This is a genomic window from Nocardia fodinahabitans (assembly GCF_052983615.1).
In genome coordinates this window covers 511,678-524,842 of sequence record NZ_JBRJJC010000001.1, presented here as the reverse complement: position 1 = coordinate 524,842, position 13,165 = coordinate 511,678, and the positions used below count along the sequence as shown (strand labels likewise).

12 protein-coding genes are annotated in these 13,165 nt (G+C 69.7%); 9 read left to right on the top strand and 3 right to left on the bottom strand.

From position 1 onward, the window contains the following. The first annotated feature begins 23 nt into the window (after positions 1-23). Entirely contained in the window at positions 24-557 is a 534-nt protein-coding gene (locus NV348_RS02420) for a GNAT family N-acetyltransferase (protein WP_447145489.1), read from the top strand. Here the strand turns inward: NV348_RS02420 and NV348_RS02415 are convergent. Next, positions 554-2,500, bottom strand: a complete 1,947-nt coding sequence (locus tag NV348_RS02415; RefSeq protein ID WP_447145488.1) for a gamma-glutamyltransferase family protein — start codon at positions 2,498-2,500, stop codon at positions 554-556. The two genes, NV348_RS02420 and NV348_RS02415, sit on opposite strands and share 4 nt — an antisense overlap. Positions 2,501-2,624: 124 nt before the next feature. On the opposite strand from NV348_RS02415, the gene NV348_RS02410 reads away from it, so the two are divergent. Further along, positions 2,625-3,329 (top strand): HAD family hydrolase, encoded by a 705-nt coding sequence (locus NV348_RS02410; RefSeq protein WP_447145487.1) that lies wholly within the window; start codon positions 2,625-2,627, stop codon positions 3,327-3,329. Between the two features lie 28 nt (positions 3,330-3,357). On the opposite strand, the gene NV348_RS02405 is transcribed toward NV348_RS02410, so the two are convergent. Then, the gene (locus NV348_RS02405) at positions 3,358-3,771 is read right to left on the bottom strand and encodes a hypothetical protein (RefSeq protein WP_447145486.1); all 414 of its coding nucleotides are present in this window, start codon (positions 3,769-3,771) and stop codon (positions 3,358-3,360) included. Positions 3,772-3,899: 128 nt separating this feature from the next. On the opposite strand from NV348_RS02405, the gene uvrC reads away from it, so the two are divergent. The 7 genes from uvrC to tpiA all read left to right on the top strand — a co-directional run bounded on the left by uvrC (position 3,900) and on the right by tpiA (position 12,210). Beyond that, positions 3,900-5,888: an excinuclease ABC subunit UvrC gene (gene uvrC, locus NV348_RS02400; RefSeq protein WP_447145485.1), complete on the top strand. Its 1,989-nt coding sequence runs from the start codon at positions 3,900-3,902 to the stop codon at positions 5,886-5,888. Between the two features lie 119 nt (positions 5,889-6,007). Continuing rightward, a complete protein-coding gene (gene rapZ / locus NV348_RS02395) occupies positions 6,008-6,964 on the top strand; it encodes an RNase adapter RapZ (protein WP_447145484.1) in 957 nt (318 codons plus the stop codon). Next, the gene (locus tag NV348_RS02390; RefSeq protein WP_447145483.1) at positions 6,961-8,007 is read left to right on the top strand and encodes a gluconeogenesis factor YvcK family protein; all 1,047 of its coding nucleotides are present in this window, start codon (positions 6,961-6,963) and stop codon (positions 8,005-8,007) included. The genes rapZ and NV348_RS02390 overlap by 4 nt, the downstream gene beginning before the upstream one ends. Continuing rightward, entirely contained in the window at positions 7,998-8,981 is a 984-nt protein-coding gene (whiA, locus tag NV348_RS02385) for a DNA-binding protein WhiA (RefSeq protein WP_019047780.1), read from the top strand. The genes NV348_RS02390 and whiA overlap by 10 nt, the downstream gene beginning before the upstream one ends. A gap of 203 nt (positions 8,982-9,184) precedes the next feature. After that, entirely contained in the window at positions 9,185-10,201 is a 1,017-nt protein-coding gene (gap, locus tag NV348_RS02380) for a type I glyceraldehyde-3-phosphate dehydrogenase (protein WP_447145482.1), read from the top strand. Positions 10,202-10,206: 5 nt separating this feature from the next. Further along, the gene (locus NV348_RS02375) at positions 10,207-11,421 is read left to right on the top strand and encodes a phosphoglycerate kinase (RefSeq protein WP_447145481.1); all 1,215 of its coding nucleotides are present in this window, start codon (positions 10,207-10,209) and stop codon (positions 11,419-11,421) included. A gap of 3 nt (positions 11,422-11,424) precedes the next feature. Beyond that, positions 11,425-12,210 (top strand): triose-phosphate isomerase, encoded by a 786-nt coding sequence (tpiA, locus tag NV348_RS02370; RefSeq protein ID WP_447145480.1) that lies wholly within the window; start codon positions 11,425-11,427, stop codon positions 12,208-12,210. A 63-nt stretch (positions 12,211-12,273) separates the two neighbouring features. Here the strand turns inward: tpiA and NV348_RS02365 are convergent, their stop codons facing one another. Further along, positions 12,274-13,062 carry an META domain-containing protein gene (locus NV348_RS02365; RefSeq protein WP_447145479.1) on the bottom strand — a complete coding sequence of 263 codons (789 nt, stop codon included), beginning with the start codon at positions 13,060-13,062 and terminating at the stop codon, positions 12,274-12,276. Positions 13,063-13,165: the final 103 nt, after the last annotated feature.

Genomic DNA, 13,165 nt, shown 5'->3' with positions numbered 1-13,165 from the left:
GCCGCGTCGGTAGTCTCGCGGGCATGACGCCCGCGCAGGTCCTGGCCGCCGCCTTCGCCGACGATCCGTTGATGAGCTACGTCTGGCCGGACCCGGCCCGTCGCCGAAAAGCGTTGCCGCTGCTGTGGGAATCGCGTCTCGCCTCCCGGCAGCGGCACGGCGCGGTCGACCTCGCCCATGACGACGACGGCACCGTCGCGGCCGTCGCGATGTGGGAGACGCCCGGCGTCGAATCGGCGCTCGCCAAGCGGATCACCCTGCTGCGTGCCCTCGGCCGGAGCCTGCCCAGGGCACTGCCCGCGCTGCGCAGCATCGACAGCACCCGGCCGCACGAGCCGCACCTGTATCTCGCGACCATCGGCACCCGCCCGGATCGGCAGGGCCGCGGGTTCGCGGCCGAGCTGATCCGGCGGCGGCTGGACACCGGCACCGCACCCGCGTTCCTGGTGGCGACCAGGGCGTCGAATGTGCCGTTCTACGAGCGGTTCGGATTCCGGGTGACCGAGCCCGTGCAGGTGGCCGAGGTCGAGCTGTATCCGATGGGGGTGCAGCGCTAGCGGGTATCGCCGAGGACGGCGCCTTCGCGGCGGGGGTCGGCGCCGCCGATCCAGCCGTCCTTGCCGTCGCGTTGCAGGGCGCTCAGGCCGCTCGATTGCGGTGCTACCGAGACCTGGTGGCCCATGGCGCGCAGGCGCTGGACGAGGGGGTCGTGGTCGCCGTTGTCGGTGGCATCGATGTCGGGGTGTTCGCCGCCGATGCCGGTCACCGGGGTGTTGCCCGCGCCGAAGGAGACGCCGGAGACCGCTTGCTGCGGGTCGAGGCCCCAGTCCAGGGTGTTGATCAGGGTCTTCACCACGAACTGGATGATCACCGAGCCGCCGGGGGAGCCGGTGACGAGGGCGAGGTCGCCGCGGTTGCCCGCGTCGTCACGGTCGAAGACCAGGGTGGGGGCCATCGAGCTGCGTGGGCGCTTGCCGGGCTGCAGGCGGTTGGCGACCGGGGTGCCGTCCGGGTCGAGCGGGTCGGCGGCGAAGTCGGTGAGCTGGTTGTTGAGCACGAAGCCGTCGACGAGGTGGAACGAACCGAAGGCCGACTCGACGGTCGTGGTCATGGCGGCGGCGTTGCCGTACTTGTCGACGACGGAGATGTGGCTGGTGCCGTGCTCGGGCGGCTGCGGGCCGTTGCCCAGCGGGACCGGACCGAGGTCGCCCGGCTTGGCGGTACCCATGCTGCGCTGCGGGTCGATCAGCGTCGACCGCTGCTTCAGGTACTGCGGATGCACCAGCGACAGCACTGAATTACCCGGCAGCGGAACGAAATCCGGGTCGGCGACGTACTTGTTGCGATCGGCGTAGGCGAGCCGCTCGGCCTCGGAGATCAGGTGCACCGCCTGGGCGTCGGGCCGCCCGCCGTTGGCGTCGAGCTCCTGCGGGCGCAGCGACGGGATGTCGAAGTTGGCCAGGATGCCGAGGGTCGCGGCGACGGTGCTGCCGCCCGAGGACGGCGCGGGCATGCCGCACAGCTCGAACTTGCGGTAGCCGGTGCACAGTGCGGTGCGCTTCTTGGCCTGGTAACCGGCCAGATCACTGGCGGTCAGCAGGCTCGGCGTGCGCCCGCCCGCGGTGCTGCCCGCCGCCTCGACGATGTCCTGCGCGATGGCGCCGCTGTAGAACGCCTGCGCGCCGTCACCCGCGATCGTGGCCAGGGTCTTGGACAGGGCCGGGTTGGTCAGGACGGTGCCGGACTTCTTGGGCGAGCCGTCGGCTTCGAGGAAGTACCCGCGGGCGCCCTCGTCGGCGGCCAGATCCGCGGCCGATTCGGCGATCTGGCCCGCCAGCCGGGGGCTGATCTCGAAGCCGCTGTCGGCCAGGCTGATCGCGGGGTCGAACAGTTCCTTCCACGCGGTCAGCCCGTGCTCGCGATGGGCGAGTTCGAGCATCCGCAGCACACCGGGCACACCGATCGAGCGCCCGCTGGCGCGGGTGTTCGGGGCCGGTTCGCTGTGGTCGGTGTCGCTGACCCAGCGCAGGTAGTTCTCGGTGGCCGCGGCGGGCGCGGTCTCGCGGCCGTCGTAGGCCTCGACGGTGCGCGACTTCGCGTCGTAGTGCACCAGGAAGGCGCCGCCACCGATACCGGAGGCCTGCGGTTCGACCAGCCCGAGCACCGCCTGCGCGGTGACCAGCGCGTCAGCGGCCGTGCCGCCGGCCCGCAGCACCCGGCAGGCGGCCTCGGTGGCCAGCGGGTTCGCGGTGGAGACCGCGTAGGTGCGGGTGCGCACCGCGGTCATGTCCGAGCGGTAGCCCGACGCGATCTCCGGGTTGGTACCGAGGTTCTGCGAGGTCGGGGCGTTCGTCGCCGGAGCGGCCGAGACGGGCGTACCGTTCGGCGTGCTCGTGCACTCGGCTGCCGCGGTGCCGTCGGACGAGCAGCCCGTCAGCAGACCCACCGTGAGGACTCCGGCCGCCGCGGCCCCGATCCACGTCTGTCGCCTTGGCGTCATCCTGGCAGCGTAACCCCGCGCGGGGTAACCCGGCCGATTATTTCTCGGTGACGGCGGCACGAATGTTCGGTTGACGAAACAATTTCCGCCCGGCGACCGGCCGCGTCCTCGCTACCCTGGCGATATGGACATCGACGCGGTGCTGTTCGACTTCTCCGGCACGGTCTTCCGGCTCGAGGACGACCGGACCTGGGCCGACGAACTGATCGACGACGACGGCACCCCCTTCGACGTCGCGGCGAAAGCCGAAGTGCTGCGCCGGATGACGGCCCCCGTAGAACAGTTCATGACTTTCGACGCGGCGGGCCAGCACGCCTGGGACCACCGCGATCTCGACCCGTCCCTGCACCGGCACGCCTACCTCGAGGTGCTGCGCGGCTCCGGCGTCCCCGGCACCCAGGCCGCCCGCCTCTACGACCGCCTCATCGACCCACTGGCGTGGACCCCGTATCCCGACACCGGCACCGTGCTGGAATCCCTGTCCGCCCAGGGCATTCCGATCGGCATCGTCAGCAATATCGCCTTCGACATCCGCCCCGCCTTCGCGAAACACGGCTGGGACGGCCTGGTCGGCGCGATGACCCTGTCCTACGAGGTCGGCGCCGTCAAACCGAGCGCCGCGATCTTCCGCGACGCCACCGACCGCCTCGGCGTCGACCCCGGACGGGTACTGATGATCGGCGACAGCGCCGAGGCCGACGGCGGGGCCGCCGCGCTCGGCGCCCGGTTCGCCCTCGTCGAACCACTGCCGACCACCGACCGCCCGCGCGCCCTGATCGAGGCGGTCAGCGCGCACGGCATACGTCTCGACGGCGCCGCGACCGCCTGATCGGGAACCGGAGCGCTCGTGCGCTCGCTCAGCGCTCGCGGGTGAACCAGGCCGCGGCCGTGGGACGCAGCAGCAGGGCGACGATCGCGCCGTTGGCGACGATGCCGACCGCGCCCGGCGGCAGTCCGGTGAGGATCCCGGTGCACGAGACCAGGCCCGCGACCCCGGCGACGCCGATCGCGGCCTTCCTGATCGTGTCGCCGCCGCTGCCGAACAGCACCACCAGCGGGACCAGCGCGAACGTCGGCAGATAGCCCGCGATCAGGGTGCCGAGCGAGCCGTCGGTACCGAGTGCCACGGTCACCGCGATCAGCACGATGCCGACCAGCGTCGCGACACCGGCGATCAACCGGGCGCCGCGCACGCTGCCCGGCATCACCCCGGCCGGGGTCGCCTCGTCGTCGAACAGGTCCGCGGCGGGGGCGGTGGGCGCGTTGGTCATCGATGGTCCTTTCCGGCACGGAGTCCGGGCACCCACGCTACACAGCGGGTTTTCCCGGCCCGCCCACGGCGGTGCGCGGTCGCGGTCGGCGGTGCCGGTCTGTCGGACGCGCTCGCTAGGCTGGATGGGTGGCAGATCCCGCGACGTACCGGCCGGCGCCGGGCACCATTCCCGTCGAACCCGGTGTGTACAAGTTCCGGGACGTGCACGGGCGGGTCATCTACGTCGGCAAGGCCAAGAGCCTGCGCAGCCGGTTGAACTCCTACTTCGCCGACGTGTACTCGCTGCACCCGCGGACCAGGCAGATGGTGACCACCGCCGCCAGTGTCGAGTGGACCGTGGTGTCCACCGAGGTGGAGGCGCTGCAGCTCGAGTACAACTGGATCAAGGAATTCGATCCGCGGTTCAACGTCCGCTACCGCGACGACAAGACCTACCCGGTGCTCGCGGTGACGTTGAACGAGCAGTACCCGCGGCTGTTCGTCTACCGCGGCGCGCGCAAGAAGGGCGTCCGTTACTTCGGTCCCTACGCGCACGCCTGGGCGATCCGCGAGACCCTCGACCTGCTGCTGCGGGTGTTTCCCGCGCGCACCTGCTCCAACGGAGTCTTCAAGCGGCACAACCAGATCGGGCGGCCCTGCCTGCTCGGCTACATCGACAAGTGCTCGGCGCCGTGCGTCGGCCGGGTCAGCGCGGGCGAGCACCGCCAGATCGTCGACGACTTCTGCGACTTCCTCTCCGGCCGGACCGACAAGATGGTGCGCGCGCTGGAACGGCGCATGCACGAGGCGGCCGACGACCTCGACTTCGAGACCGCGGCCCGGCTGCGCGACGATGTGCAGGCACTGCGCCGTGCGCTGGAGAAGCAGGCCGTCGTCCTCGGCAGCGGCACCGACGCCGACGTGATCGCCTTCGCCGCCGACGAACTCGAAGCCGCCGTGCAGATCTTCCACGTCCGCGACGGTCGCGTGCGCGGCCAGCGCGGCTGGGTGGTCGACAAGTCCGGTGACGCGCTCGATGTCGCCGAATCCGGCACCGAACTCGCGGCGCTGGTCGAGCAGTTCCTCACCCAGTTCTACGGCGAGCAGGCCGCGCTGGCCGACCAGAACGCCGACGGCGACGTGGTGGTCGTTCCGCGCGAGGTGCTGGTCCCCGAACTGCCCGCCGACGCCGCCGAGATCCAGGACTGGCTGAGCCGGCTGCGCGGCTCGGCCGTCTCGCTGCGCGTGCCGCAGCGTGGCGACAAGAAGGCGCTGGCCGAGACCGTACAGCGCAACGCGGGCGAGGCCCTGGCCCAGCACAAACTCAAGCGCGCGGGCGATCTGACCTCCAGGTCCCAAGCGCTGCAGGATATTCAGGACTTCCTCGACCTCGACAGCGCGCCGCTGCGGATCGAGTGCGTCGACATCAGCCATGTCCAGGGCACCGATGTCGTGGCCTCCCTGGTGGTTTTCGAGGACGGCCTGGCCCGCAAGTCCGACTACCGGCACTACGCGATCAAGGAGGCGGCCGGTGACGGCCGCTCCGACGATGTCGGCAGCATCGCCGAGGTGACCCGCCGCCGCTTCGCCCGGCTCGCCCGTGACCGGCAGCAGGTCGTCGACGTCGAGGTCGACGAGGCCGACGAGCCGACCTCGCGTCCCGGTGTCGACCCGGCCACCGGCAAACCGCGCCGCTTCGCGTACCCGCCGAACCTCTACGTCGTCGACGGCGGCGCGCCGCAGGTCGCCGCGGCTGCCGAGGTGCTCGACGAACTCGGCATCACCGATGTCGCGGTGATCGGTCTGGCCAAGCGACTCGAAGAGGTGTGGGTGCCGGGCGAACCCGACCCGGTGATCATGCCGCGCAACAGCGAAGCGCTCTACCTGCTGCAACGCGTGCGCGACGAGGCGCACCGCTTCGCGATCACCTTCCACCGCAGCAAGCGCTCGCGCCGGATGACGGCGTCGGCGCTGGACTCGGTGAAGGGACTCGGCGAAGCGAGGCGGACGGCGCTGGTCACCCACTTCGGTTCGGTCGCCCGGATAAAGGACGCGACTGTCGACGAGATCACATCGGTGCCCGGCATCGGTGTCTCCACGGCGAAAGCAGTGCTGGAAGCACTGAACAGCCCGTAGCGGAGGACGGGCGGATCGCAGGACGCAACATTGCGAGTGCCGTACGTTGTGTGTCTGCGCCCGATACCCGAACCGGTGCGGGATGATCGAAAGGCACCCAGAAACGGATCCGGTAGGACATGACACGCGTCGAATCGAACAACAATGCGGGGGCGGCACCCGGACAGACCGGGGCGGTCACCGATCCACAGCAACCAGTAGAAGTGGTCATCGTGACCGGCTTGTCCGGCGCGGGCCGCGGCACCGCCGCGCGCGTATTGGAGGATCTCGGCTGGTACGTCACCGACAACCTGCCGCCCGAACTGATCGGGCGGATGATCGAGCTCGGCGCCGCGGCCGAACCACCGATCCGGCGCCTGGCGCTGGTCATGGACGTGCGCAGCCGCTTCTTCACCGGTGACCTCTCCGGCGTCACCGAGCAACTACGCTCGGCGGGCATCCGCACCAGAGTGCTGTACCTCGAAGCCTCCGACGACGTGCTGATCCGGCGATTCGGTTTCGCCCGGCGCAGGCACCCGCTGCAGAGCGACAGCCCCGACGGCACCCTCTCGGCCGGTTTGACCGCCGAGCGGGTCCGGCTCGCGGCGGTGAAGGCGGCCGCCGATGTCGTCATCGACACCACCGAGCTGTCGATCCACCAGCTGCACCGCAAGCTGGAGGAGGCGTACGGCGCCGGCGCGCCCGCCGCGCTGCAACTGACCGTGCAGTCGTTCGGGTTCAAGTACGGTGTTCCACTCGACGCCGACACGGTGTTGGATGTTCGATTCCTGCCCAACCCGCACTGGATTCCCGAGCTGCGGGAACACACCGGTCAGGAATCGGTGGTCAGCGACTACGTGTTGTCGAGGCCGGGCGCGCAGGACTATCTGCAGACCTGCCACCATCTCGTCGACCTGACCACGACCGGATACCGCCAAGAGGGGAAGCGATACATGACGGTGGCAGTGGGGTGCACCGGCGGTAAACATCGCAGCGTCGCGATCGCCGAGGCACTCGGTGAACGCATCGGCGCCGATACCGGGCACACGGCCGTGGACGTCGTCCGCGTCGTGCACCGGGATCTGGGGCGCGAATGAGTGGATGGGAAGCCGACCCGGCCGTCGTCGCGCTGGGCGGCGGACACGGTCTCTACGCGACCCTGACGGCGGTACGCAGACTGACCAGGCGGATCACCGCCGTCGTCACCGTGGCCGACGACGGCGGGTCCTCGGGCAGGTTGCGCGGCGAACTGGGCATGCTGCCGCCGGGTGACCTGCGGATGGCGCTGGCCGCGCTGTCGGAGGACGCCGACGGCGTGTGGACGACGACGGTGCAGCACCGCTTCGGCGGCACCGGCGCGCTGGCCGGACACTCGGTGGGCAATCTGATCCTGGCCGGCCTCACCGATATCCTCGGTGATCCGGTGGCCGCGCTCGACGAGGTGGGCAGACTGCTGCGGATCACCGGCCGGGTGCTGCCGATGTCGCCGGTCCCGCTCGATATCGAGGCCGAAGTGTCGGGTCTGGAATCGGATCCGCGGATCGGCCGCAGCGTTCGTGGCCAGGTTGCGGTCGCGACCACGCCGGGTAAGGTCCGGCGGGTGCGGCTGATTCCGTCCGATCCGCCTGCCAGCCCCGAGGCCACCTCGGCCATCGAGCACGCGGATGTCGTTGTGCTGGGCCCGGGTTCGTGGTTCACCAGCGTCATCCCGCATGTGCTGGTGCCGCAACTGCACGACGCGCTGGTGCACACCAGGGCGCACAAAGTGCTCGTGTTGAACCTGGCCGCCGAGCCGGGGGAGACGGCCGGCTTTTCCGCCGAACGTCATCTGCATGTATTGTCCCAGCACGCACCGGATTTCGCGGTCGACGAGGTGCTCGTCGACTCGGCGTCGGTGCCCGAGGGGCGGCAACGGGAACATGTGGCAAGAGCCGCCGAACAGTTGCGTGCACGGGTAACGTTCTGCGATGTCGCCGAGCCGGGAACGGATCGGCATCATCCCGGAAAACTTGCCGCCGCACTGGATCAGCTGATCCGGGCGCCGCGGCCGCAACTGGCAGGGCTTCGAGTCGAGGGACGGCACACGGGATCGGATGTGCGTTCCGGGTCGGTGGGAAAGGAGCGCGTCTCGTGGCGATGACAGCCGAGGTGAAGGACGAGCTGAGCAGGCTCGTGGTGTCGCAGGTCAGCTCGCGCAAGGCGGAATTGTCGGCCCTGCTGCGGTTTGCGGGCGGTCTGCACATCGTCGGAGGCCGGGTGATCGTCGAGGCCGAGGTGGACATGGGGTCCATCGCGCGGCGACTGCGCCGGGAGATCTTCGAGCTCTACGGGTATGGCTCCGACGTGCACGTGCTCGGTGCGGGTGGATTGCGCAAGACCTCCCGCTATGTGGTGCGGGTATCGAAGGAGGGCGAGGCGCTGGCCCGCCAGACCGGTTTGCTCGATGTGCGCGGACGTCCGGTCCGCGGCCTGCCCGCCCAGGTGGTGGGCGGCAGCATCGGCGACGCCGAAGCGGCCTGGCGCGGAGCGTTTCTCGCGCACGGCTCGCTGACCGAGCCGGGTCGCTCGTCGGCGCTCGAGGTGAGCTGCCCAGGCCCGGAGGCCGCGCTGGCGCTGGTCGGCGCTGCCCGGCGGCTCGGCATCACCGCGAAGGCGCGTGAGGTGCGTGGCACCGACCGGGTCGTGGTCCGCGACGGTGAGGCGATCGGCGCCCTGCTCACCCGGATGGGCGCGCAGGACACCAGGCTCACCTGGGAAGAGCGCCGGATGCGCCGCGAGGTGCGGGCCACCGCGAACCGGCTCGCCAATTTCGACGACGCCAACCTGCGCCGCTCGGCCAGGGCGGCCGTGGCCGCGGCCGCGCGCGTGGAGCGGGCGCTGGAGATCCTCGCCGACGACGTGCCCGACCATCTGGCCGCCGCGGGCAGGCTGCGGGTCCAGCACCGGCAGGCCTCGCTCGAGGAGCTGGGTCAGCTGGCCGAGCCGCCGATGACGAAAGACGCGGTGGCGGGCCGGATCCGGCGGCTGCTGTCGATGGCCGATCGGCGGGCCAAGGACCTGGGCATTCCCGACACCGAGTCGGCGGTCACGGCGGAGCTGCTCGACGACGCGTAGCCTCCGCATTCGCCGCGCGCTGTGGCGAATCCGACGTTTAGGGCAGAGCGGTCATGCATGACCGCTCTGCCCTTTATTCTGTGGTTCCCGCAGGCAGGGGGCCGGGAACCTCACAATTCGCAGGTGGCTGTCGTGAAGCCGGTGTCGGCTACTACTGTGGTTCCCGTCGGAATGAATCCGCTTGAAAGCTGAGGAGCGATAACGTGACTGTCCGGGTAGGTATCAACGGCTTCGGTCGTATCGGACGTAACTTCTTCCGTGCGGTGGAGGCGCTGAAGGCTGTCGGCAAGACCGATATCGAGATCGTCGCGGTCAACGACCTCACCGACATCAACACCCTCGCCACGCTGCTGAAGTACGACTCCATCCTGGGGCGTCTGCCGCAGGATGTCTCGGTCGACGGTGACACCATCGTGGTCGGCGAGCAGCGCATCAAGGCGCTCGCGATCAAGGAAGGCCCGTCGGCGCTGCCGTGGGGCGACCTGGATGTCGACATCGTCGTCGAGTCGACCGGCATCTTCACCGACGCCGCCAAGGCCAAGGGCCACCTGTCCGCGGGCGCCAAGAAGGTCATCATCTCCGCGCCGGCCTCCGGCGAGGACATCACCATCGTGATGGGCGTCAACGACGACAAGTACGACGGCAGCCAGAACATCATCTCCAACGCCTCGTGCACCACCAACTGCCTCGGCCCCATCGCCAAGGTCCTCAACGACGAGTTCGGCATCGTGCAGGGCCTGATGACCACCATCCACGCGTACACCCAGGACCAGAACCTGCAGGACGCGCCGCACAAGGACCTGCGTCGCGCTCGCGCCGCGGCCCTCAACATCGTGCCCACCGGCACCGGTGCCGCCAAGGCCATCGGCCTGGTGCTCCCCGAGCTGCAGGGCAAGCTGGACGGCTACGCGCTGCGCGTTCCGGTCCCGACGGGCTCGGTCACCGACCTGACCGCGACCCTGGCGAAGCCGGCCACCATCGACGAGATCAACGCCGCGATGAAGGCCGCCGCCGAGGGCCCGCTGCAGGGCATCCTGAAGTACAACGTGGACCCGATCGTGTCGAGTGACATCGTCACCGACCCGCACTCCTCGATCTACGACGCCCCGCTGACCAAGGTCATCGGCAACGAGGTCAAGGTCGTGTCCTGGTACGACAACGAGTGGGGCTACTCCAACCGCCTCGCCGACCTCATCGGTCTCGTCGGCAAGTCGCTCTGACCGCGATGACTGTTCAGACACTGCAGGATCTCCTGGCCGAGGGCGTCGAGGGCCGGGGCGTGCTCGTGCGCTCCGACCTGAACGTCCCCCTCGACGACAACGGTCAGATCACCGACCCGGGCCGCATCATCGCCTCGGTGCCGACCATCCAGGCGCTGGTCGAGGCCGGCGCCAAGGTGGTCGTGATGGCTCATCTGGGCCGCCCCAAGGGCGAGCCGGACGCCAAGTACTCGCTGGCCCCCGTGGCGGTGAAGCTGGCCGAGCTGCTGGGCCGTAACGTCCAGCTGGCCGGTGACGTGGTGGGCTACGACGCCCTCTCGCGCTCGGAAGGCCTCACCGACGGCGACGTGCTGCTGCTGGAGAACGTGCGTTTCGACGCGCGCGAGACCAGCAAGGACGACGCCGAGCGGGCGAAGCTGGCGGCGGCCTACGTCGAATTGGTCGGCGAGGACGGCGCGTTCGTCTCCGACGGTTTCGGTGTGGTGCACCGCAAGCAGGCCTCGGTCTACGACGTCGCCCAGCAGCTGCCGCACTACGCGGGCACGCTGGTGGCGGCCGAGGTCGAGGTGCTGCAGAAGCTCACCGAGGACCCGGCCCGCCCGTACGCGGTGGTGCTCGGCGGCTCCAAGGTCTCCGACAAGCTCGCGGTCATCGAGGCGCTGGCCCCCAAGGTCGACACCCTGGTGATCGGCGGCGGCATGTGCTTCACCTTCCTTGCCGCACAGGGCCTTTCGGTGGGCACCTCGCTGCTGCAGGAAGAGATGATCGACACCTGCAAGGATCTGCTCGAGCGCTTCGGCGACGTGCTGCACCTGCCGGTCGACATCGTCGCGGCCGACAAATTCGCCGCCGACGCCGACGCGAAGACCGTCGCCTCGACCGAGATCCCCGACGGCTGGATGGGCCTGGACATCGGCCCCGAGTCGGTGGCCCGGTTCTCCGCGCTGCTGACCGAGGCGAAGACGGTGTTCTGGAACGGCCCGATGGGCGTGTTCGAGTTCGAGAAGTTCGCCGCGGGCACCCGCGGGGTGGCCGAGGCCATCGTGACCGCGACCGGCAAGGGCGCGTTCACCGTGGTCGGCGGCGGCGACTCGGCGGCCGCCGTGCGCACGCTCGGCCTGCCCGACGACGGCTTCTCGCACATCTCCACCGGTGGTGGCGCATCCCTGGAATACCTGGAAGGCAAAGAGCTGCCCGGTATTTCGGTGCTGGAGGGCTGAGCGATGGCACGTAAGCCGCTCATCGCGGGCAACTGGAAGATGAACCTCAACCACCTCGAGGCCATCGCGCTGGTGCAGAAGGTGGCCTTCGCGCTGCCGGAGAAGTACTTCGCCAAGGTCGACGTGTCGGTGATCCCGCCGTTCACCGATCTGCGCAGCGTGCAGTCGGTGGTCGAGGGCGACAAGCTCCTGCTCACCTACGGTGCGCAGGATGTCTCGGTGCACGATTCCGGCGCCTACACCGGCGAGATCAGCGGGTCGATGCTGGCCAAGCTGGGCTGCACCTTCGTGGTGGTCGGGCACTCGGAGCGTCGCCAGTACCACAACGAGGACGACGCGACCGTGCTGGCCAAGGCCAAGCAGGCGCTGAAGAACGAGATCACCCCGATCGTCTGCATCGGTGAGGGTCTGGGCGTCCGCGAGGCGGGCACGCACGTCGCGTACAACCTCGAGCAGCTGCGCGGTTCGCTGAAAGGCCTGACGGCCGAGCAGATCTCGCAGGTCGTCATCGCCTACGAGCCGGTCTGGGCGATCGGCACGGGCAAGGTCGCCTCGGCGGCGGACGCGCAGGAAGTCTGTGGCGCGATCCGGGCCGAGCTGGCCGAGCTGGCTTCGCCGGAGGTCGCCGCGGGTGTCCGCGTGCTCTACGGCGGTTCGGTCAACGCCAAGAATGTCGGCGAGCTGGTCGGTCAGCCCGACATCGACGGCGCCCTGGTCGGTGGTGCCTCGCTCAAGGCGGACGAGTTCGCCACCCTGTCGGCGATTTCCGCGGGCGGGCCGCTGCCCTGATCGGGTAGAGCTACGGCGAAGGGCCGGAAACCGAAGCGGTTTCCGGCCCTTCGCCGTTCGTCGCTACTGCGCGTGCAGGACCAGACCGTTGCCGTTGTCGTTGCGCAGGGTGAGGGTGTCGCCGTCGATGGTGGCCGTCGTGCGGCCGTCGAGGGCGCGCAGCACGCTGTTCTCGACCTCCATGACCTCCGGCGCGCACATCATCTTGGTGGTGGCGATCGCGAAGTTCACCGCGTCGCCGGGGCCGATGCCGGCCGTGCCGTTCATCCGGTTGCAGCCCGCCATCCCGTTGACCGTGCCGCCGTCACCGATCGTGAGATTCGGGCTCACCTCGTCGAGGGTGGTGGAGCGGATCTGCCCCTGCGGCGTGAGCAGCGTCGTGACCACCCAGGTGGTGCCGGTCAGCGGCTTGTCCGGGGTGACGATCTTCTTGTCGGTGAGATGGATGGTGACCGTCTTGCCGGTCAGGGTCAGCTTGTCGCCGTCGACGCGCCAGGTGGGATCGGACTCCAGGAAGGTGTTCTGCCAGGCGTCCGCGCGGCCGCGGTCACCGGTGCACGCCATCAGAGTGCCCGCCAGGGGAGACGTGTGCAGGATGTGATCGCTCAGATCGACGGTGCCGCTGCTGGTGTTGCAGCCGGAGTTGGCCGAGATGCGGCCGTCGGCGAAGGCGAGTGTCATCGGGCCGCCGCCGGGGATCGTGTCGCCGTCGACCTCGGTGGAGATATAGGTATGTCCCATCGGGGTCGCCGTGTCGTCCGGTGCCTTCGGCTCATCGGAGGAAGAACAGGCCGTGGCCGCGGCGGTGGCGAGCACACAGAGCGCGGCGAGACGGATCAGTGTTGCCGACATGGCGCCCATCGTACGGCTCGCGGTGCGGCGAATCCGTTGCCCGACCGCATCGGGTCGCGCGTCGTTGCGCACCCGTTCCCGGCCGTTCGCCGGAGATATGCTC